This is a genomic window from Chitinophaga sp. CF418 (genome assembly GCF_900142925.1).
GTDB lineage: Bacteria > Bacteroidota > Bacteroidia > Chitinophagales > Chitinophagaceae > Chitinophaga.
In genome coordinates this window covers 82,854-104,146 of sequence record NZ_FRCN01000021.1, presented here as the reverse complement: position 1 = coordinate 104,146, position 21,293 = coordinate 82,854, and the positions used below count along the sequence as shown (strand labels likewise).

15 protein-coding genes and 1 tRNA gene are annotated in these 21,293 nt (G+C 43.3%); 8 read left to right on the top strand and 8 right to left on the bottom strand.

The window, feature by feature from the left end:
* Nucleotides 1–116: 116 nt before the first annotated feature.
* Entirely contained in the window at nt 117–2,582 is a 2,466-nt protein-coding gene (locus tag F3I09_RS33015) for a glycoside hydrolase family 2 TIM barrel-domain containing protein (RefSeq protein ID WP_149699322.1), read from the bottom strand.
* Nucleotides 2,583–2,763: 181 nt separating this feature from the next.
* Between F3I09_RS33015 and F3I09_RS33010 the strand changes: the two genes are divergently transcribed.
* The 4 genes from F3I09_RS33010 to F3I09_RS32995 all read left to right on the top strand — a co-directional run bounded on the left by F3I09_RS33010 (nt 2,764) and on the right by F3I09_RS32995 (nt 6,832).
* Nucleotides 2,764–2,837, top strand: a tRNA-Pro gene (locus F3I09_RS33010).
* Nucleotides 2,838–3,133: 296 nt separating this feature from the next.
* Nucleotides 3,134–4,261, top strand: coding sequence for an AAA family ATPase (locus F3I09_RS33005; protein WP_149699321.1), 1,128 nt, complete (start codon nt 3,134–3,136; stop codon nt 4,259–4,261).
* Nucleotides 4,251–5,282 carry a hypothetical protein gene (locus tag F3I09_RS33000; protein ID WP_149699320.1) on the top strand — a complete coding sequence of 344 codons (1,032 nt, stop codon included), beginning with the start codon at nt 4,251–4,253 and terminating at the stop codon, nt 5,280–5,282. Before F3I09_RS33005 ends, F3I09_RS33000 begins: the two co-directional genes overlap by 11 nt.
* Complete coding sequence (locus tag F3I09_RS32995) at nt 5,279–6,832, top strand: DUF262 domain-containing protein (protein WP_149699319.1); 1,554 nt, start codon at nt 5,279–5,281, stop codon at nt 6,830–6,832. The genes F3I09_RS33000 and F3I09_RS32995 overlap by 4 nt, the downstream gene beginning before the upstream one ends.
* A gap of 156 nt (nt 6,833–6,988) precedes the next feature.
* Here F3I09_RS32995 and F3I09_RS32990 read toward each other — a convergent pair whose 3' ends face one another.
* Complete coding sequence (locus F3I09_RS32990; protein WP_149699318.1) at nt 6,989–7,660, bottom strand: YceI family protein; 672 nt, start codon at nt 7,658–7,660, stop codon at nt 6,989–6,991.
* A gap of 1,023 nt (nt 7,661–8,683) precedes the next feature.
* On the opposite strand from F3I09_RS32990, the gene F3I09_RS32985 reads away from it, so the two are divergent.
* Nucleotides 8,684–10,714 carry a T9SS type A sorting domain-containing protein gene (locus tag F3I09_RS32985; protein ID WP_149699317.1) on the top strand — a complete coding sequence of 677 codons (2,031 nt, stop codon included), beginning with the start codon at nt 8,684–8,686 and terminating at the stop codon, nt 10,712–10,714.
* Nucleotides 10,715–11,078: 364 nt separating this feature from the next.
* Nucleotides 11,079–11,888, top strand: a complete 810-nt coding sequence (locus F3I09_RS32980; protein ID WP_188134058.1) for an ATP-grasp domain-containing protein — start codon at nt 11,079–11,081, stop codon at nt 11,886–11,888.
* A 259-nt stretch (nt 11,889–12,147) separates the two neighbouring features.
* On the opposite strand, the gene F3I09_RS32975 is transcribed toward F3I09_RS32980, so the two are convergent.
* From F3I09_RS32975 to F3I09_RS32960, 3 genes are all read right to left on the bottom strand, one after another.
* On the bottom strand, nt 12,148–14,343 hold the full coding sequence (locus F3I09_RS32975; protein WP_188134057.1) for a pyridoxal-dependent decarboxylase: 2,196 nt from the start codon (nt 14,341–14,343) through the stop codon (nt 12,148–12,150).
* Nucleotides 14,344–14,392: 49 nt separating this feature from the next.
* A complete protein-coding gene (locus F3I09_RS32970) occupies nt 14,393–15,118 on the bottom strand; it encodes a hypothetical protein (protein WP_149699314.1) in 726 nt (241 codons plus the stop codon).
* 520 nt (nt 15,119–15,638) lie between these two features.
* Nucleotides 15,639–16,556, bottom strand: a complete 918-nt coding sequence (locus tag F3I09_RS32960; protein ID WP_149699313.1) for a hypothetical protein — start codon at nt 16,554–16,556, stop codon at nt 15,639–15,641.
* 162 nt (nt 16,557–16,718) lie between these two features.
* Here F3I09_RS32960 and F3I09_RS32955 point away from each other — a divergent pair, with 162 nt between their 5' ends.
* Nucleotides 16,719–17,216 carry a protease gene (locus F3I09_RS32955; protein ID WP_149699312.1) on the top strand — a complete coding sequence of 166 codons (498 nt, stop codon included), beginning with the start codon at nt 16,719–16,721 and terminating at the stop codon, nt 17,214–17,216.
* A gap of 243 nt (nt 17,217–17,459) precedes the next feature.
* On the opposite strand, the gene F3I09_RS32950 is transcribed toward F3I09_RS32955, so the two are convergent.
* The 3 genes from F3I09_RS32950 to F3I09_RS32940 all read right to left on the bottom strand — a co-directional run bounded on the left by F3I09_RS32950 (nt 17,460) and on the right by F3I09_RS32940 (nt 20,060).
* Nucleotides 17,460–18,110 (bottom strand): hypothetical protein, encoded by a 651-nt coding sequence (locus F3I09_RS32950; RefSeq protein ID WP_149699311.1) that lies wholly within the window; start codon nt 18,108–18,110, stop codon nt 17,460–17,462.
* A gap of 98 nt (nt 18,111–18,208) precedes the next feature.
* Nucleotides 18,209–19,138 carry a family 16 glycosylhydrolase gene (locus tag F3I09_RS32945; protein WP_149699310.1) on the bottom strand — a complete coding sequence of 310 codons (930 nt, stop codon included), beginning with the start codon at nt 19,136–19,138 and terminating at the stop codon, nt 18,209–18,211.
* Nucleotides 19,139–19,223: 85 nt separating this feature from the next.
* Nucleotides 19,224–20,060: a hypothetical protein gene (locus F3I09_RS32940; protein ID WP_149699309.1), complete on the bottom strand. Its 837-nt coding sequence runs from the start codon at nt 20,058–20,060 to the stop codon at nt 19,224–19,226.
* Nucleotides 20,061–20,123: 63 nt separating this feature from the next.
* Between F3I09_RS32940 and F3I09_RS32935 the strand changes: the two genes are divergently transcribed.
* The gene (locus F3I09_RS32935; protein ID WP_149699308.1) at nt 20,124–21,272 is read left to right on the top strand and encodes an alginate lyase family protein; all 1,149 of its coding nucleotides are present in this window, start codon (nt 20,124–20,126) and stop codon (nt 21,270–21,272) included.
* Nucleotides 21,273–21,293 lie beyond the last annotated feature (21 nt).

Below are 21,293 nucleotides of genomic sequence, written 5' to 3'. Positions count from 1 at the left end.
CTGGCATAATGGTCAGATTTATGTCAATTTTGACAGTCAGGCTCCGGATATTGACTACCTGAACCATGAGAGAACAAGCAGAGAAGAAGCAGAGAAGACGGAGAGAACAAGCATGCTTATTTTGCCTGGATGTTGATTTTAGCCGTTTTAAGCCCCTGACCTTCGATCTGGAGTATTATATTGCCCTGCCGTCCATTTGCTCTTAAAATGGCTAATCCGCGCCCTCTGAAGGTAGTCAGTGCCGGTTGTTGGAAACTGGCGGGACAATTTGGACAGGCGCTACCGGCGGCTGCCAGGGTGGCTTGTCCGCTGACGCTGATCTTTAATGGTAAATTTGCATTGGGTACAATTCTTCCCAGATTATCTACAATATCCACATTCACATATACCAGTTCGTTAGCGTCAGCAGTAATCTGTGTACGGTCGGCCGTTAGTTTGATGGCTTGCGGCGGATTGGCCAGCGCAAGCGTTTTGACGCCGATCTCATTGCCTTTGCTGTCATATACAAAGGCCGTCAGTACGCCGGGAGTATAGGGTATGTCAAAGGTCGCGGTGAGTGGTGTGCTGTCTGATACTGTTTTTGTCGCCACCCGGAAGTCGTTCAATACAAGTTCAACTTTCTGTCCTTTTGTAAAGACCCTTACCTGCATATTTTTGTCGTTCATGCCTGGCCATGTCCAGGAAGGTACTTCGTCGGGCCAGCCCCACCAGCTCACTTTTTCTTTTTTCCCTTCGGGGATGGGTGTATGCACCAGCATTTCTACGGTGCTTCTTCCCCACACTACATCCCGGAAATAGGATTGTGGTTTTTTATTGCCGATCAGGTCTATGTCGCCACACCAGGCATTGAACCAGGGAAAGGTGAGTCTTCCGGAACCATTGCCGGTGTATGTGTTATGCCCGATGCCTGCTTCTCCCAGGTAGTCCATCGCTGTCCAGACGAAATCGCCGATCACGAAGGGGAGGCCCCGTACCTGGTTCCAGGCATGATACAATTCTGCCGGGACGGTTTCTGATCCATACATCACACGGCCAGGCACACGTCTTTCATCTATCGCGTAATTACGCCACTGATAGTTATATCCTGCTACATCCAGCAATGCAAAGGATGCATCTGTGGCTGTCCATTTATAGGGTCTTTCCCAGAAATCATTCTCTGCTTCTGTAATAGCGCGGGTACTATCCAGTCGGCGTATTTCTTTCACCGTCTGCCGGGTGATCTCTAGTCCTGCCGTATCAGCCCGTTCGGGTATCTCATTCCCGATGCTCCACATAATGATGCTTGGATGGTTCCTGTCGCGCAGTATCATACTTTGAAGATCGCGTTGCCACCATGCTTTAAAGAACCGGTGATAGTCCTGCGGATGTTTCTGGTCTACCCACATATCAAAAGCCTCGTCTATCACCAGCATACCGAGCCTGTCACAGGTCTCCAGGAATTTTTCAGAGGGAGGGTTATGACTGGTACGGATGGCATTGAACCCATAGGCCTTCATCAGTTCTACTTTCCTTTCTTCCGCCCGGTCAAAGGCGGCAGCTCCCAGCAGGCCATTGTCATGATGAAGGCAACCACCTTTCAGCAGGACTCTCTCTCCGTTGATAGTCAGTCCTCTGGATGCGTTTATACTGATCTTCCGGATACCGGTTTTGATTTGAAGCTGGTCTGCGGCGGTGGTGTGCTTTGTGTTGATTGTGTCCAGCAGTCTGATTTCTGTGGTATACAGGTAGGGTCTTCCCGGCGACCATAAGGCCGGGTTGTTCACCATAAGTTGTTTGATGATAGTGGTAGTGTCGCCTGGTGTAATGCTGACCGGCTGGGATGCATATGCAACTACCTGGCCGGTACTGTCTTTCAGCCGGATCTGCAGCATGCGCAGGGCGCTACCTGTCGTACTGCCTGTCATTGCCGTGGTTATTTGAACGATGGCTTTTTGTTTTCCGGCCTCCTGGCTTGTGATAAAGATGCCTTCTTTAATCAGGTGTATGGGGGGAGGCATCAGCAGGTATACATGCCGGTAAATACCTGCTCCGGTATACCAGCGTGAATTAAGCCCTTCATTTTTTACCCGGACGGCCAGTACGTTTTTTTGTCCCGGAGCTGCCAGGTAAGGCGTCAGGTCATAGGTGAAGGGCGTATACCCATAGGGGTGGTTACCCAGGTGGTGTCCATTTATCCAGACGTCGCTGTCCATGTATACACCGTCAAAGCGGATGGCAATGGTTTGTCCTGCCGGGAGGGACGGTAAGGTGAACTGCTTCCGGTACCAGGCCGTGCCACCCACAACGTAGCCGCCGTGTTCCTGCGCCAGACTGTACTTGTAGAAAGGACCGATGATAGTGCTGTCGTTCTGTCCGGGGAGATCTTCTATAGCCCAGTCATGCGGAAGGTGCAGCGTCCGCCAGCCGGCGTCAGGATAGTCGGCTTGCTCCGCTCCGGTCAGGCTGTCTTTTTTGAACCGCCAGTTGTCGTCGAAAAGCTGTTCTCTTACCAGCGGAAGTTTTTTTGTTTGTCCATAGGATTGCAGGGCGAGCGCCAGGCTACCCAGCCAGAATAGTTTAGCAAGGCTCATAGTCTTCTTCATTTTTCCAGTGTGGACGTGTGTTTCCCCTTTTTGGGAATGCGTCTCACTGACCGCGACCGAAAGTTATTTTAAAAATTCTGATATTTTTTTTGAATCATTTTTGGTTATATCAAAAAAACATCTACCTTTGCAATCCCAAACATCGAAAGCGATGGCAACAAAGCGAGATGTTTAATGGGTTCGGGGCGTAGCGTAGCCCGGTATCGCGCCTGCTTTGGGAGCAGGAGGTCGCAGGTTCGAATCCTGCCGCCCCGACTGGAAAAAAGAAAGCCTGCTGTTACAGCAGGCTTTTTCTATTAAATATAACTTCTCCTTTTCATTCCTGCCAGTCTTATTGATCTTTTAATGAATAGCTTCCAATGTATAAACGCTACCTAATCGAATTAATAATTATTTTTGACTTTGTGGCATATGCTTATGAATCAGGTATTGAAAAACAGGCGCAAGAACAGAGTCGAATTTTGGTATTCTAATAAAACAAGGGAATAGATACGACGAACGAAGCTGAAGGAAATACTTTCAACAGCAATTTGATAAATAAGGAATAAGAAATGGTAAATAAGATATCCTTTAAGAATTATAAGTCATTTAAAGAAAGGCAAGAACTTGAGTTAAAACCAATTACTGTGTTAATAGGTAAAAACAGTTCAGGTAAAAGTGCTATTTCTAGATTATTAACCCTATTATCTGGAAGCTTGAGCGGAGAATTTGATCCTCCCCTGAAATGGGAGAATAAGGGAGTTCGATTAGGGTTATCTAATAGTGATCTTGTTTACAACAGAAATACAGCTGCCAATTTATTGGAGTTTGAAATTGCAGCTGAAGAGGAAGAGCTGAAGATTGTTGTAAATATTGACTCAAAGGATAAACCGGAGATTCTCGAATGGAAATTAAATGATAAAGAAGTTAGTTCAAAAGAAACGTTATTTAAAGGATTTGCCATTGATCATGTTCCCTTTAAGAATCTCCAGCTTCGCTATGACTATATAGGACCTATCAGAAAAGTACCAGAGGCTAACTACGCGAATAGTTTTGAGACATTTACAACCATTGGAGTGGATGGGGCAAATTCTTATCCAATCCTGATACAGGATTGGAGTGATAAGAAATTGTTGATCAATCAGGTAAGCGATTGGTACAGGCAAAATTTTGAAGGCTGGTTAGTTGATATCTTTTCAATTTTAGCGCCCCAACCCACATTCCAAATAGTTCTTTCAAACAAAAAAATCAGTCAAGTCAATATTGTTAATGTTGGGCAGGGAATGACCCAAGCATTACCGCTGATTGTACGTTCTTTTATGCAAGATAAGGAAAACGTCCGTATCATTATTGAAGAACCAGAAACACATTTACATCCCGCTGCACACGGAAATCTTGCTGAGCGTTTCGTGGATTCTTTCCTTTCTGATTGTAATAAAAGCTATCTAATAGAAACGCATTCCCAGAACTTTGTGCTGCGTTTGCGCCGGTTAGTTGCGGATAAAAAACTTGATATAAAAGATCTAGCAATATACTATGTAGACTTTGATGAGGAAATAAATGAAAGTTCTATAAAGCGAATCAATCTAACGCCAGATGGTGGTGTAGAATGGTGGCCAGATGGCATGTTTTCTGAAACATTGACGGAGACAAGGGCAATTCGTGATGCTCAGTTAAAAGGGTTACAAGATGTGGATTGAGATTAAGAAAGATATTTTTGAAAATCTGAGTGATTTTAAAAGTTTAAATTTTCTGTTGCAGCTACTTACGTGGACACCGGATGGATCTGTGCAAAGATACCAGGTATTGATTGATTTTGATAAAGTTGGACAATTTGATAGCTATAAACAAATTTCACCTTTTGATAAGGAGTTAATAGCCGCGGAGTTTGACAATTTTGTTATGACAGGAGGGAAGACACGTTACTATGTTACAAATGATAATAAAACCCCCAATACTTTTAATCTTGAAGAAAGTATCAGATTTTTTATACAACCTGCTTCAATAATTTTAGAGAATAGCAAAAACGATGCGTTGTTTATTGAGGCAATAATCCATCATTTTGACGGTAAAATAGAGAATGGGCGGCAATTGTTAAAAGAATATATTAATAATGGCTGGATACAGTTTGAAAATGCAGGTGGATGTGGTAACGTGAAAAATTTTATAGAAGGTAAACTGCAGTCATTTAATAATCTAGCACAAAGAAACAATAGGCCAAATCATCACTATCTACGGTGCATCGTGGTATTAGACAGCGATAAGCACTATCCAGGACAACCTCAAAAACATGAATATGATGCATTGGAAAAATATTTGCAGGGGATAAGTGTCACCAATTATCATATTCTGGAAAAACGGGCAATGGAGAATTATATACCAGATGACGTGATAATTAAGGAATTGAATGGTAAGGCAAATCAGTCCTGGATAAATGTTTACAAGTACCTTACAGTAGACCAGAAGGACTTTCTCAGCTACAATACAGATTTTTCGAGGGGGGAGGACGGAAAAATCTTCCTGCCCCCACTGATAGCCGCAGTTTATGTGCTTTCACAGGCCAATCTTGAAATATTGCATAAAGGCATTGAATACCCGAGATTCAAAGATGAATTTCCGAAATTATTCAATAATGCATTGGTAAATAAGAAGACACTTAGAGACAGGGCCGGTTCTAATGAATTAGAAATTATTTTAGATAAGATTAAAAGCCTGACATGAATCCCGATATAAAAGCTCAACTCAGGGTTAGGAAGCTGTCTCAGCTGATAGATGATTTTCATGAAGGAATGATCCAGGTCCCTGCCTATCATAGAGGTTTTGTTTGGGATCAGCAACAAAGATTGGGTTTATTGGATAGTATTAAAAATGGTTACCCAATCGGGATGTTTATATTCCAATATATTTATTCCGACCCCCATGGCTTTAAATTTAATTCACAAAAAAAAATCGGCACTTACTTTGTCCCTCTAAGGGTGGATAATTTTTATTATATTATAGACGGCTATCAAAGAATATCTACGTTATTGAGTTGTCTTATTAATCCTGTGAGAACATATCTTAAACGGGACGAAAAAGAGTGGAAGGTTAAATTTAATGTCATTTATGATTTACAAAAAGAATGTTTCGAATTTAGCACAGAAGAAAAAGTCTTAGAGATTTATAAAATTCCTGTTTATAAGTTTCTTGACGGTAGGGAATTTTATGCCTTTCGCAGGCAAATGGAATTATCAAATTTATCTAATGACAAGATATTTAATTATACGAGACAATATGAAAATTTAAGTGCCAGATTTGGTGAATGTCAAATCCCTTGTCTCGAAGTTTCAGGTGGTGATATTACCCAGGCGATTGAAATATTTTCCCGTATAAATCTACCTGCAGCAAATGTCACTGATGTGTGGAAGGTTTCCGCTTTATCTTTAAACCCGGAAAGACAATTCTCTTTGGAAGAAGAGATAGATCAATTACGAAAGGAATTGGCTCAGTATCATTTCAAGGGATTAAATAAAAGGACCGTGCTTCTATGTATTCTCAATGCTTTACGAAAGGAATTTACTATCCGTTTTAATCCTGCTCAATTAGCAGATTTGGCTCGTCGTGATGATTTTGTTGATATTACAAGAAATACTCTCTATAACATAAAAAAAGCTGTACAATTTCTTTATGATGAATTGTATGTTCTAAACTATAAGTTCTTGCCTTATGATGAACAGTTGGTCTACATAACCAGCCAACTCTCCACAAGAGCCGAACTTTTGGGGCACGAAAGGGACGAGCTTAAAAGATGGTTTTGGGTGACTTCTTATTCAGAAGAATTCAATAAAAGTAAGGAATCTAAAAATAGTCCTCAGGATGCCAGAATTAAAATTTCTTCGTTCCCTAAGGAACTTGCAAAAAATACTATCAGAGAAAGGGTATTAATACTTTTTATGTTTAATAACACATCCCGGCTGCATTATCTTCTACAGTCAAATTATAGATTGTTTTTTCTATTCACTGATGTAGAGAACAAATGGCGAACTGAAAATATAGTGTTGGTTCTTGATCACAATCTACAGGGCACTTGTCATGCTGATGTTTCTATTTATTCTGAATTATTCGCTGGTAATTGGGACCTTGACCAATATTTTATTACTTCCTGGATGAAAGACCAATATCTTGAGAACCATGATAGAGATGCACTATTGAATGCAAGGAAATATGAAATTATGAAAGCCGAAAAGGAATTTGTGGAAGAATTAGGATTGATTTATGAAGTTACGGAGTAACTATCGTCAGACAGAAAGTAGATAATAAGGGTCTTCATTAACGGACTTTTTGACCAACCTGATAGCATCGCCTGTATCGCTGTTAACATTAAAATAAGGGATAAAAAATAGCCCGGGTTTAACGTCGGGCTATTTTATCCGAAGTCCTTCAGAAAATTATTTTTTCGCAGCCTTGAGGCTGAAGCCAATTTCAACATCCTTGCTGATCACCCAGTTTTCAGGGCTGCCTTCTGTTTTATAGTTAATACCCCATGCAGTTCTGTCTATCACAAATTTTGCGTTAGCAGTAACGTCGTTTTCACCAACGGTGATTTGCGCAGGGAACGTGATGTTCAGTGTACTATCTTTCAGGGTCAGGTTACCGCTGATAAGATTGGTAGCGCCGGGAAGGAGGCTTTTCTCTTTGGTGCTGTCGTACGGAGTAACACCTGTAATAACGAATTTAGCTGTTGGATGGCTAGCCGCATCGAAGAAGTCAGGACTTTTCAGATGGCCATCCAGATCAGTTGATTTTTTGTCAGGCTCTGTAACAGATGCGGGATCTGTAGTCAGTGTGTTCATGTTTACGTCAAAGCTGCCACCGGTGACAGTTCCGTTTTCAACATTGAGGCTACCATCTACAACTTTGATGCTTCCAAAGCGTGGCGCAAATCCACCTTTGTGAGTAGCACGCCACTTAACAGAAGTGGTTGTTGTGTCAATGCTGTAAGCGACGCCAGTGGTCGCTGCAGCTTCTTTCTTTTCTTCTGTTTTCGCCTGATCAGTTGAGGCGCCGCCACATGCGGCCAGTGTAAGCAGCAGGATAAAAGCAGGTACTGTTTGCTTCATGTATTTCAATTTAAATTAGAAATTATATATTAGGTTGTCATTCCGTCTACGATATTGTTAGCATCCGTCAGATACTTTACGTTATCCGCCATTCAAATTGATCTGCTTTTTCTTTCCTGTCAATCAAAGCGGAATTTCTTTTAAAGATATTCAAAATAAGTTTTTTTCTCCATCTACTTTGACCGGGAACAAATGTAATCCGCGTTTTTTGATGTTAGTGCGAAAGTAAGATTATGCCATAAATTAAATTTCTCCTGCATTTGATAAAATGCGCTAATACTAACTGATTCATTTTAATATAATTATGTTCCAAATTTTCATTCCGTGTGCAAATTATCAGTATATTTAATCTCAGACTGACCTCAAAAAATAAACACTCAGAAAACCATAGTTATTGTACACCGATTAATCAACCTTGAATACCATTTTCTAACGAAACCTTATTTTATAACTGCACAGCAATAGCCAGGGGCTTTAAAATATCGTAGTCACTAATTAAACCGATGCGGCAGGAATAATGTCTGCCCTGTGATGCTATTGCCCTGTTTTCACCTTTCACATCATGATAGCAAAAATCATCCTGTAACAATGAACGAAATCCTAAAACAGAGAATATGGCCGATAGCCGTTATTGTTCTATTGGTCGTTTATCTGGGATCAATAATGACTCGCAGCAAAGCGACTAAAACAGTCGTCGATTCGTGTAAACAATCATCTGAAAATTCAACGCAGCAAAAAAAGAAGAAATAATAATAGGAGGGTAAAAAATGAAAGGAGAAGTTACGGCCCGTTTCCGGGCTGTTTCTTTTTTATATGTATTGTTGTCATATACTCTTTAAAGCCCGTATTTACCTGGATAATTCCGGCAACGATTGCGTAAATAAATAATCATCAGGAGAAGAAAAAATAGCAAAAAATAAGGAACTTGACGCCGTGAACAATTACGTTGGCCTGGCGCTTTGGCATTTTAACTGCCGTTCCACTTTATGAGTTTTTTTTAACCAATATCATAAAACAAACCCTATGCAATCAAAACGTTTACGCTCACTGGCGTTAAGTGCTATCATATGCCTTGCCAGTTTATCTGCGCGTAGTCAACAATGTACTGTAGTTGGCTGGGCGAGCCAGAATGGTGGTGTAACAGGCGGCGGAACCGCCACTGCCACAGTTGTTACAAACTACAACGATTTTAAAACTGCTGTTACTTCTGCTGCTGTAAAGGTTGTCCATATATCGGGAACCATTACTTTCCCTGCCGGAGGACGTATCAGTTTTCAGGATCAGTCAGGAAAGACGATTTATGGTTTACCAGGTTCCAGATTGGTATCAAGTGACCAGACAAAAGATGGCTCGGGTATATTAAGCGTAAAGAGATGTTCGAATATCATTTTCCGTAACATTACATTTGAAGGCCCCGGAGCTTATGACACTGATGGCTGGGATAATGTAACCATGGACGCCAGTACTAATATCTGGGTGGATCATTGCGAATTCCAGGATGGAATGGATGGTAACCTCGACATTAAAAACGCTTCGGATTATATTACGGTAACATGGTGTAAGTTCATCTATAACAAAGCTCCCATACCTGGCGGCTCAGGTGGTTCAGACGATCACAGGTTCTCTAATCTCTTCGGATCCAGCGATGGCGCTACCGGCGACAGGGGAAAGCTCCGTATCACCATGCAGCATTGCTGGTGGGCACAGGGCTGTAAGGCCCGTATGCCACGCGTGCGGTTTGGAAAGGTACATGTGGTCAATAATGTCTTCAACAGTACTGTTGCATCGCAATGTGTGATGGCTGGTTTTGAAGCAGATCTGCTGGTTGAAAGCAATGTATTTGAAAATGTTACCAGCCCCATTGACCTGATGGATAATACATTTACTGCCATCACTTCCAGGAATAATACTTTTACCAATACGTCGGGCAACACTGCAGGTAGCGGCACGGCATTTACACCTCCTTATTCCCTGACTGTAACATCCGTTGCACAGGTAAAAAGCCTGGTTACAGCCAGTGCTGGTGCTACACTGACAAGTAATTCCTGTGGTGGTACTGATCCTAACCCTAATCCCACCACCTATACGCTTAGTGCCACTGCGGTACCAACTGCCGGTGGTACCATAACAGGAGCTGGAACGTATGATTCCGGGACAGTGGTAACTGTAACTGCAAGCCCTGCATCAGGATATACTTTTACAGCATGGAGCGGCGCTGCTTCAGGTACTTCCAGCTCAGTAAGCATAACAATGAATGGCAACAAATCTGTTACCGCTAATTTCCAGGCGCAGGACCCAGGCGGTTCCGGCACTATCAGAATAGAAGATAATGCAACCACTGCCCAGGGCCTTTGTGCATATGAAGGCTCCATCAGTAGCAATAGTGGCGCCAGCAATGGTAAGGTAATTAACCTGACCAATTCTTCCGGTAAAGGAGTGGACTGGAAGGTGAATGCGCCCGCCGCCGGTACTTATGCGCTTAACTGGCGCTATGTGAACAGTAGCAGCAGCAACGCCTATACTATGGCGCTGATAATCAATGGTACTACCGTTAACAGCGCACAGTCATTCCCTAAGACGAGTAGCAGTACTGTGTTTGCGAACGCTACGGCGACAGTATCATTAAATGCGGGTGTTAACACTATCCGTCTGCAATCAGTTGCATCGAGTGCGACTGCTGATATTGACTGGATTGAAATAACAGGAAATGCACCGTCAGCTGCAAATTGTACTGCTACAACGGCTGCCGCTGTCACCACTGCCATGTTGCTGCCGGGTAATACGATTGGAGCAGAGGAATCTACAGGTATCTATCCTAACCCCACCAGTGGTAATGCGACTATAAATGTGACATTGGGTAAAAATGAGCAGGCCGCTATAAAGATATACGATGCACAAGGCCGTATGGTAGATAATCCAGGTATTATCAGATCTGTTGCCGGAGGCGCGCAGAAAGTGGTCTTAAATCTAAGTAACAGAAAACCAGGATTATATTATGTAACCGTAATAGGTAACAAAGGATTTAAATCCAACTATAAACTGGTGGTAGAATAGTTATATTGATCAGATGAACAGAAAGGACAGGATAGACTAGTGCTATTCTGTCCTTTTCTTTTATTACATAGATAGTAATACCCAAACAGCCCTATAATTATCTTGTTGAACTTTTTTGAAAAAAGATCTGTAGCCGCGTAGGAGTTTTTAAATATTTCCTGTCTTACTGTAAAATATTCGCCAATTCACCTTAAACAAATTCAAGTTAAAGCCAATCAAACCATGAGAAAGTTGTTGATTTTATTAGTGATGTGTACCTGTGTATTTGCCTGCAGTAAAGATGATAATGGAAACTCTCCTGCAGACAGGATCGCTTCATACATATCATAGAAAAAGTGTTTTATTTTCGCTGTCAAATCCCCCTATGGAAAAGTATAAGCATATTCAATGGGTTGTACAGCGGAATCTGACCAGCCAGGCAGATTTTGAAGGCATGAAGAATGCCTGTGAAAAGATCGGCGTTCCTTTTATCGCATTAGATATTATTCCTTTTACTTCGGAACTCCCTCAATTTGACAGAAGCCGCAGGTCAATCATTTACGGTTCTACTACTTTTAATGCATTAGCCTATGAGGATGAATCCCTGCGCGAAGGAATCTTCTTTGATACACAAAAGTTTTCAATTGAGAATTATAATGGCCAGTGGGGACGGCATATGCTGAACTATGAGGCCGGCATCTGTACTTTTAGGGAGCTCATGGAAAACAGACAATATCCTGGTGATAAACTGCTGTTTATTCGTCCGGATGATGACAGTAAATCGTTTGCTGGTGAGACAAAGCGGTTTGATGAAATAGAAGGATGGTTCAATATGCTTATAGAGGTTGAGAATAGTACTTTGTCTTCTGAAAGTAAGATAGTTGTATCAGAGCCATATAATATTCAATATGAATGGCGACTTTCGATTGTTAATAAGAAAGTTGTCGCTGCATCTAAGTATAGGGAGTACTTTAAACTGAGGAAGGAAGAAGGCTGCCCTTCAGCCGTGGTTGCTTTTGCAGAAAAGAGATGCCTGGAGTATACTCCCCATAATGTATTCGTAATGGATGTTTGCTTGTGTGGTGATGAATACCTTATTGTAGAATGTGGTTGTATGAATGGTGCTGGTTTCTATAAAGGGAATATTGAAAGCATCATAAGCAATGTTTCTGACTATTTTATATCGATCGCTTAGGTAGAAGAAGATTTCAACCGCTTTATCTCCTTTATCAGCGTCTTCTTCTCCGCCGCCGATTTAGTCAATGTAATGGCCGTATTATAATGAACAATAGCCTTATCAATATCCCTATCCGCATTCGGGGAGGTTATCTCCCCAGCTTCGATGACAACCTCAACTATCTTTTATTTGAATCTTTGCATCAGCACAACAAGAGAAAAGCCACATCAAAAACGATGTGGCTTTTTGTTTTTATGACACCCTTGTTAACCGATCCTTATGCTTCTTCCAGCGCGCCTACCAGTTTTTCTACCTGCTCCAGTACTGTCTGACGTAAAACCTTCACCAGCTCGGGGATGAAGTTGCCTTCGGAAGTATCTGTCAGCCATGGATTCATGGTGGTAGAGATCAGGATATTCACCGGTTCATCGTTATCGATGGATAGGCCCAGCCGTTTTTTATAGTCATCTACAAATGACTTACCGTATGATTCATTATCAAACTGCGATTGCGTCAGATACATCGGTGTTTTGGACGGATGATCATGCTCGCCCGGAGAAAGACTCAATGCCTGGAAGATATTCAGGTTTAGTTCATTCAGTTTATCCACACTCTTGTTAAGCACTCCGTTTTCCTTGAAGTTGAAGGTGTAGGTAATAATGATCTGATCACTGCCCAGTTCCGGCAGTAATGCCACTGCCTGCGGGTCGGCCATGATCTCTTCATTGGTTTTCGGTACGATCTCTTCTTTGATGAACTCGTATTGTTGCTTTATCTTATCTGGCCCTTCTCCGTTTTTCTCTGCCGGCAGCCGTTGGAATGGCACAATGGTGAACGGATCATCCGGTTCTGCCATAGTAATGAAGGCGCTGTACAGGCGTTTGCTGTTGAAGAGACATTTGCCAAGGATCTGGCCATAACCACTCTGGTCCAGCGGAATTACCTGGTGGCTCATATAAGCAGCGGCTGCCGCGGCGCCTGGTTTGGAACCTTCCAGTCCGTAGATGCCCACTGTTGGATCTACACCACCGTGATATACCACCGGTGCTGCGAATGCTACAAGGTTACGCATAGCGCCGTTCTTATAACAAAGACCACCAGCCGGATAAGGAATGTATCCTGCTTTATGCGGATCAATGGTAATAGAATCTGACTGATGAATATGCGCATACTGCTCTGTCACATACGCATTCATGGTCAGCGTAGGGGTATACAATACAAACCTGTTGGACACCTGGCGTTCCGGTTGCCGGAGAATGGCAGTGAAATAGCCGCCCCAGGCTGCGTCAGAATGGATAACGAAGTTCAATCCCTGTTTCCTGAACTCTTCACGTACCTGTATGATATCTTTCAATGGATCTACTGCACTTTCTTCCGTGGTGCCTATCACAGCCACTACCATCAGTACAGGCATGCGGTTGTCCAGGGCATTTTGCAGTTCTTCCTTTAAACGGCCTATATGCAGCCGTGCATTTTCGTCCACATAAACCTTGATCAGGCTGTTGGCGCCAATGCCCAGTACTGCGGCCGATTTAGGCCATGAATAGTGACAGGTGGATGCCGCCATGAGTACAGGTGACTTGATGTCGCTGTCGAGGTACTTATTGACACCATCAAACCCGATATTCTGGATGCTGTAGTTCTCCATGATATCGTTGAGCAGATCCAGGTTGATATGAAATTCTGAGTTTAATCTGTCAGGCAGGCTCAGTACTTCATCAACAGATAAGTTCAGCAGATCCCAGCTGCTGGCCTGGGAAATAGTGGTAACCGTGCCGTTCGCCAGACTTATTTTCAAGGCGCCGGCTTTCTGCAGTAATGGCTCGTTTTTGATCGCGGCAGCCAGGCTGATAGAATAATACTTCAGATTACGTGCAGCCCACATGGCTTCATTGTTGGCAATAGAGCCGTCGCAGGTAATATGTCCCCAGGCTTTAGGACCCTGTGTCTGCGATTCCTCTGAGATATTATATCCCAACATCTTGCATAGCTCGTCGCCAACGATCATTTCGAGTACGGTCGTAACAGGAGATGCTTCCGCAGCAACATTGTTGGGGTTGTACAACATGGTACCGAAATAGCCGGCCATACTGGGCAGGGTGGTATCCCAGTTCATATGTGACTGCCAGCGGTAGCTCCAGAAAGGTACAGAGCCTTTCAACTGCTCCAGCAGTACGTCCAGTTTGTCTTTTAATATTTTTACCGTTTGCTGGTATTCCGGTGTTTGTTTCATTTCTTCTGTCACATATACCGGATCGTTGGGATACAGGTTTTTACGGTCATTGCAGTGATTGTCCAGCGCCTGACGGATCAGCTCCTGCAAGAGCTGGGTATTTTCTGCTTTAGGCCCCAGGAACCAGCCGGCAAGGTCGTCGGAGCCGGTTCCTTTTACTTTAAGCTTTGATAAGATTTCCTCATGTTGCTGCGTGAGGTTACGCGCAAAGCGTTGCTGTGAGGTTAATGGCTGTTTCATGACGGTAACGTTTGATTGGGTGTGAATGTGTGATAATGGGTCTTTCTTATTATACATAAAAGCCTTTCGCGACTGGTTGTTCGGCAGGCATGTTCACGATTTCCGTGTCGAAGAAAATATCTTCTCCTACCTGTAATTCATACAGATCTTCCTGCCCCTGGAATGTTACTTTGTAACTGCCTGCAGCCAATGGTGGATTTTCCGGCATAGGAGTAGATGGTATGCCGATGAAACCTACATTGGCTGAGATGGCCAGCTGATCAACAGGCAACCAGTCAGGAACTTTGGTCAGTGCCATAATGCTCAGGAAGTCTTCCTCTGCTGTCAGGTAGTGGTCTATAAAAGCTTCTTTCTCATTTCCGAAAATGATATAGGTCATATCATCAGGATACGAAATCGAGTAGTCGAAATGGCGCGCATATACGATTCTTGTGATCGTTGTTGTTACATTGTGAATAAGCGGCTCGTCCTTGTTGGGATCTGCAGGCATGCCCCTGAAAATGTCTGCCTGGAAGTTCTTTGTTTTGCCCAACATGACATCAGGAATAGTGAACAGGTCGGTTTGTAAGTTGCCTAATACATAATAGTTGCCGGGATTGGTTTGCCGGTCTTTCAGATAGGCTGCTTTTGCTTCAGGTGAAATAGTGACTTCCAGTGTTACCTGGTACATGTGGTTCTCCATATTGAACATAGGCAGATGGCATATGTATAATGCCTCTGTGCCATTCAATATAAACCCATGTTGATCCGGGGTGTTGATAATGGAGTTGTTCATCATTCAAGGAATTAAGGTGGTTGGATATGATCTGACAAAGCGTGAGAAAAAATACTTCCCTTCCGGTTAGTATATACCGGACAATGAGTTCAAGGATATGCCTGACGCGTTATACGTTTTATGTAAAAATAAGCGGTTAAAAAAATGATGCGCTGGTGAACGTTGATAGTAACGTGTTATTTAAGGTCTCTCTGAGGTGTAATTCGAATGAAGCAATTCGCAGTTGTGTGGTTAAGTTAAGGTATATTTCGAATTCATAAAAATATTTTTCATCAGCGGTATTTTATACCAGGAGGGATGGAGGACGCCCCGTTATTTGTCTGCTATCTTTGGCGAAATGGGAGAAATCAGTGTAACCGAAATCCTCATAATAAAAATGATAGCCATGCTTTTTATATTCTTTTAATGCATGTTTTAGCCTGCTGATCCGTTGGCAATATTTAGGTGTAAATCCAATGTATTGCAGAAAATCTCTTCTGGCAGACGCATAGCTGACCCAGCTGGCCTCTCTTTAGCATACTTACATTATTTGACTAAGGTAGTCGATACCCAAACCGGAAATAAAACACCGTTCCTTTTTATTCTCCAATAACTGTTGTGTCCAGTTTACAAATCCTCCATCTGCAATTTCTATTTCTTCTCCATGTACATTGATGACGGCTTTGTATTGTATTCCCTGGTAATAATCATTCGGGGCCGCAGCTTTATCTACCACAACAGGAAAGTTATTCCTGATCTCATTAAAGATCCTGTCGGCCAGCTGATATCCTTGTTTATATCCTGCCCTTGGCTGCAGTTTAAAGTATTGTATTTCGATCTGGAAGACCTGCATCAGCACCGCTTGTAAAGCGAGAAAATGTTCCCTGATAGCATGTGTTTCGAAAGCCAAACTGCCGGTATCCATGCCGGCACTAACAAAACAGGCAATGGTAAAATGTGGACTATGCCCTTTAACCTTTACCGGTGGCGTACGTACGTGCCGGTGGGTGGTACAATATTTCAGAAGATCTACATCTCCTTTTTTCTTCTTCTTCTTCTGATCAGCTATATGCAGGGCTATGGCATTGGTAGCATCTGACAATACTTCTGTGCCCCTGGTAGCACTGATAATTTTCTTCTGGCTGACAGGCGCAACAGCGGCACAGATGCCTAATAGAGAAACAGGAGATAGCTCTAAGGGTACAAAACCACATTGCTGCAGCCATTGCAGAGTGCTCAACTCCTTAGCCCGGAGTTGCATTACATCGACGGCAGCCGGCTGTACAAACCTGTTCATGCGGTACTGCTGTAATAGCTGTGCGGGTTTCAGCTGGCCAGCCTTCCGGTCAAATACTTCCAGTAACAGTGAGTTCAGTTCCGATCCCGAGAGCTCTTCCGCCAGGACGCTAACAAGATCGATGCCTGTTCTTTGTTGTATTTTCTCTAAGATTTCCTGCATGTCAAGATGATTGTATTGGGTTCCATGTCAAAAATCGTCATTTCCTTTCTTTAAACTGGGTGTAAGAAACTTCAATTTTCACGAAGCCTTAACGCTAAACCTGTCGGCTAGATAAGAATAATTAAAATATTTCATTTAATTTTCGCCTCTCAATTTATTTAAATGCGAAACCAGCTTATCACATTGGCAGCCTGTCTGTCCGTTTTTTCATTCACTGCCTGCAAACATGCGCAGAAAGCAGCATCTACCACAACTGCACCGTCAACAGCAGAGGAACTTGTTACCACTATGTCTGTACCTGAAAAAGTAAAAGTGGGTAGCCCTGTTATGCTGAAATTTACCGTAAGCAATAATTCCGGAAAGGAATTGCAGTTCTGTAAATGGCATACTCCATTTGAAAAGTTCATGAACTCTTACTTCGACATCCAGGACAGTAAGGGTGAACCTGTTCAGTACAAGGGTATTATGGCAAAAAGGATCATGCCTCCTCCTGCAGACGCCTACATCAAGGTGCCTGCAAAAAACAAGGTATCTGCCGAGATCGACCTGCTGACAGGTTACAGGATCACCGCTCCGGGAAAGTATAAAGTGATCTACCAGGACAGCGGTATGAGTGGTCTTACCAAAGTAAATGAAGTAACGTTCACTGTAACGGAATAATATTTCACTTTGATAATCGGAAGAGGTTGTATCATTAATACGATACAACCTCTTTACATTTGAGGACCTCATGGGAACGGATAGCCGATGAGGGCCCCGGATTTGGGGATTTGTATTTATCTTTTATTTAATGAAGCCATAGGAAGCATTAACCGACCATAAATTTCTGCGCTGAGAAGCAGGAAATTAGTTATATTTTAGTTCTTAGCCGGGAGTCGTCCCGATCAGTTTAGCACCGTAGTTTTATTCACAGTGTTCCATCGAGAAAGCTCTTAATGTATCATCTGCAAGATATTTCCCCGCATAATACGCCCTTTCATGCATCACCCAATTATATAAAAAAAGGACGTACATTTTATTATCCTCTTCTACCGCAATAACAGTTGTTCCCAGGTCTCCCTGAGCGCTGAAGTAGAACACATAATAAGGTCCTAATTTAGAGCCCCTTGTGTTATGTTTGTTGTCGGCAGAGAATGTACCCGACCAATCCACGGGCCGTGTAGTTGTACTGTGGGTGTTTAGAATATCTTTATGTGACAGGGACTCCTCCACTTTAAATTCTATCAATACATGGTGCTCTGCAATATCGAGGATCGCACTGATCTGACCATAGCAGAATCGGATGCTTTCGATGTCCTCAGCTGTATCGAAACCGTTATAGTGTGCATTAGGTCCTTCATAATAAAGCCATCTTTTTTGATAGAGGTCAATGCTGAGTGGGCTATGTAATTGAACCTTATATGTTTCTCCGGGAACAGGTGGCGAGCATAACGTACACTCCACATCATAGCTTTCCCACCAGAAGGCAGGCATAGCAACTATGTCAGCGTTATGTTTAGTGGGGTCAAGGTCTATAGGCTTGCATCCGCAGGGCAGTTTTAATTCTATATGCATATCTTATGAGCCAGGTTATGGGTATAGGGAGCTCATAACAAAAGTAGGGAATTCTGAGAAGACAGCCGGCAACCACCAGGCCGGCTGTCTTGTATTAATTATTTAGCAGTGTATATTCTCACCCAGTCTACGTAGGTATCTCCCAGTACAATTTCGGAGGGATCAATTGTTCCAAACTGGTCGCCGCCAATAGCTGCATTCAACGTAATGTGCTGTGCTCTGTTAAAGAACTTTGGAATGAATTGCCCCGCCGCCGTGGACGATACAAGTTTCCTTACAATACTGCCATCAAACAGGAAGGTAACAGTATCTTTCTGCCAGATTGCTTCATATACATGATAGCAGCTGGTCTGATCGGACTGTGACTTTACATAGGTCATGGAAAGCGTGTAATCGTGATCCGGGGTGCCAGCCTGACTACCATACCAGATATTAGTGTTATAGAGATTCCTTTCTCCAAATCCTTCCAGTATATCCAATTCACCATTTGTAGGCCATTCACCGCCATATGACCAGAATGCAGGCCACATGCCCAGGCCCAGCGGTTGTTTTATACGGGCTGAGATACGTACTTTCGGGGTAGTTGTGGATGCTTTAAAGTTGTAATGGGATTCAATTCTGCCGGAAGTGAAATCAAATACCTTCTTCGTGGAGTTGTCAGGATCGGTGGGGCCGGTAACTCTTTCCTTTACCGGCTTGATCACCAGTTTACCATCGATGATGTGGAGATTGCGTGGGGTGTACATTTGCAGCTCATTATTGTAAGCGCCGCTGTTCCAACGATCCCATTTGGTTGTATCTAGAATGCTGAAGTTGTCTTCAAATACTTTCGTATAACCTTGCGCTTTTAATGCAGCTTCGTCCAGATCATATTCGCAGAGGCCTGGTACCTGCACTGTAGGTGGCTCAGCCGCTGCTGCGAGATCCGCTTTATGTTGTGATGTGGGCCGTTCGTCATTCTTTTTTGAACAGGCAGTAATGCCTGCAATAGCCAGCAGGCAACAGAATAACAGGTGAGTTTTTCTCATGGTTATCTTTTTGGGTTTCCGAATAGTGTTTAAGAATTAGACAACACCGGTAAACCATACTTTGATACCAGGAGAAAATAAAACGCTACAAATAGATCTGTACCTTATACAGATACCATCCGCCGCCAAGTGCTCTTAACATCATGACCTTGTCCGGGCTTAATTCAGGCAGATATTTTTTGTGAGATGTATAAAGATATCCTACCTGGTCGTTCAGTATATGAAAATCGATGCATTTGGCAGGCAGGAAACCACCGGTGGTGACATTGCTGATCAGTAAAGGGCTGTATGCTGGTGTTCGTGTATTTACTAATGTTGGCGTTTCTGTTTCGGGAGATTTGGACGTCTTATTTACTTCCTTCAACAGTTGGTTAAATGTTGCTTTATGTTGCTGGAAATGTGCCACAAGGCTGTCGTCTGGCGCTAATTTCAGCCTCAAGCTGTTCAATATGAAAAAGAATTCCTCTTTACTTTTATACGGAGCATATTCCTGGTGTTGGTATATGGCAATAAGACTATCCAACTCATCTGCGGTAATCGCTTCCATTTCATTCTTCATACGCTCGTGCATACGTGCAAGTGTAGGCGTTGCCAATGCATACATTTTCCACCGGGCACTGTCTTTTGTGAAATAAAGATATTTGTCTCTTGCTTTGACCTTGTTATCTGCAATAGTCATTGCAACGACCGCCTTTTTCGCTGACTGATGGATGATCAGGAAAGAAGTATTTATCTCAGTAGGGAAGTCCTGTCCGTTCGGATGGCCGTTATAATCACCGGTAGTATGTTTGCCAATAAAATCAGGAGAGACCTTTGGGTCGAAGATCGCTTTTGCCACCTCAAGCGGCTTGAGTACCTGTGCGGAGGATGAAAAACATAATATGCAGGCAGTCAGGATAAATATAGGTAGTCCTTTCATCATCCGGGCAATTTAGGAAAAATTATCACAGGAGTTTTGTATTATGTAGAACAATGTTGATAACCCATGAAACACGTTACGATTTTACTGATACTACTGTTATGTAGCGCATTTAATCCACCGGATAAAGCAATCGTCAATGTACTGCGTGAGCAGGTACTCAAAGAAGCCGCCTGGGCGAAGCAACAGGCGCCTGTAACTGTGACCACGCAAACCTGTACACGTAGTGCAGGAGGCAAGCATGATTTTTACTCTGAAGGCGATTATTGGTGGCCCAATCCTGCCCATCCGGATAGCCCATATATTCAGCGGGACGGTATGACTAATCCCGACAACTTTGTTGCGCATCGTCATGCTATGATACGTTTCAGCCGGATTATAGGTGCACTGGCATCAGCCTACCGTATTACAGGCAATACAGCTTATGTTCGTGAGGCGCTCCCGCATTTGCGTGCATGGTTTACCGATACCGCTACGCTAATGCATCCAAACCTGCAATATGCGCAGGCTATTAAAGGAAGATTTACCGGCAGGGGTATTGGTATTATCGACGCTATTCATCTAATGGAAGTGGCGCAGGGCGTAATGATCATGCAGAACGCCCCAGGCTTTGATAAGGGATTGCTGAAAGGTATCCGGGGATGGTTTGCAGATTATCTGCAGTGGCTGACAGCACATCAGTATGGTAAGGACGAAATGAGCGCGAAGAACAACCACGGTACCTGCTGGGTGATGCAGACTGCCTGCTTTGCCCGCTTGACCAACGACACCGCTTTATTGCGCTTTTGCCGCGACAGGTACAAACAGGTGCTGCTACCTAACCAGATGGCTGCCGATGGCAGTTTTCCCCTGGAATTGGCCAGAACGAAACCTTATGGGTACTCCCTGTTTAACCTGGATGCCATGGTCACTATCTGCCAGATCCTTTCCGACAAGGAAAACGACCTGTGGACTTACCAGTTGCCGGACGGCCGTAGCATTAAAAAAGGGATCGCTTTCCTGTATCCCTATGTGGCGGATAAGGGAAAATGGCCCTATAAAAAGGATGTAATGTATTGGGATGAATGGCCGGTGGCGCATCCCTTCCTGGTGTTTGGCGCAGAGGCCTGTCAGCAACAGGAATGGTTTGACACCTGGAAGAGACTGGATCATCAGCCTTCCAATGCAGAAGTGGTACGTAATCTCCCCGTGCGGCATCCGCTGATATGGTTATAAGTTACCTGTAAAACTGGCACT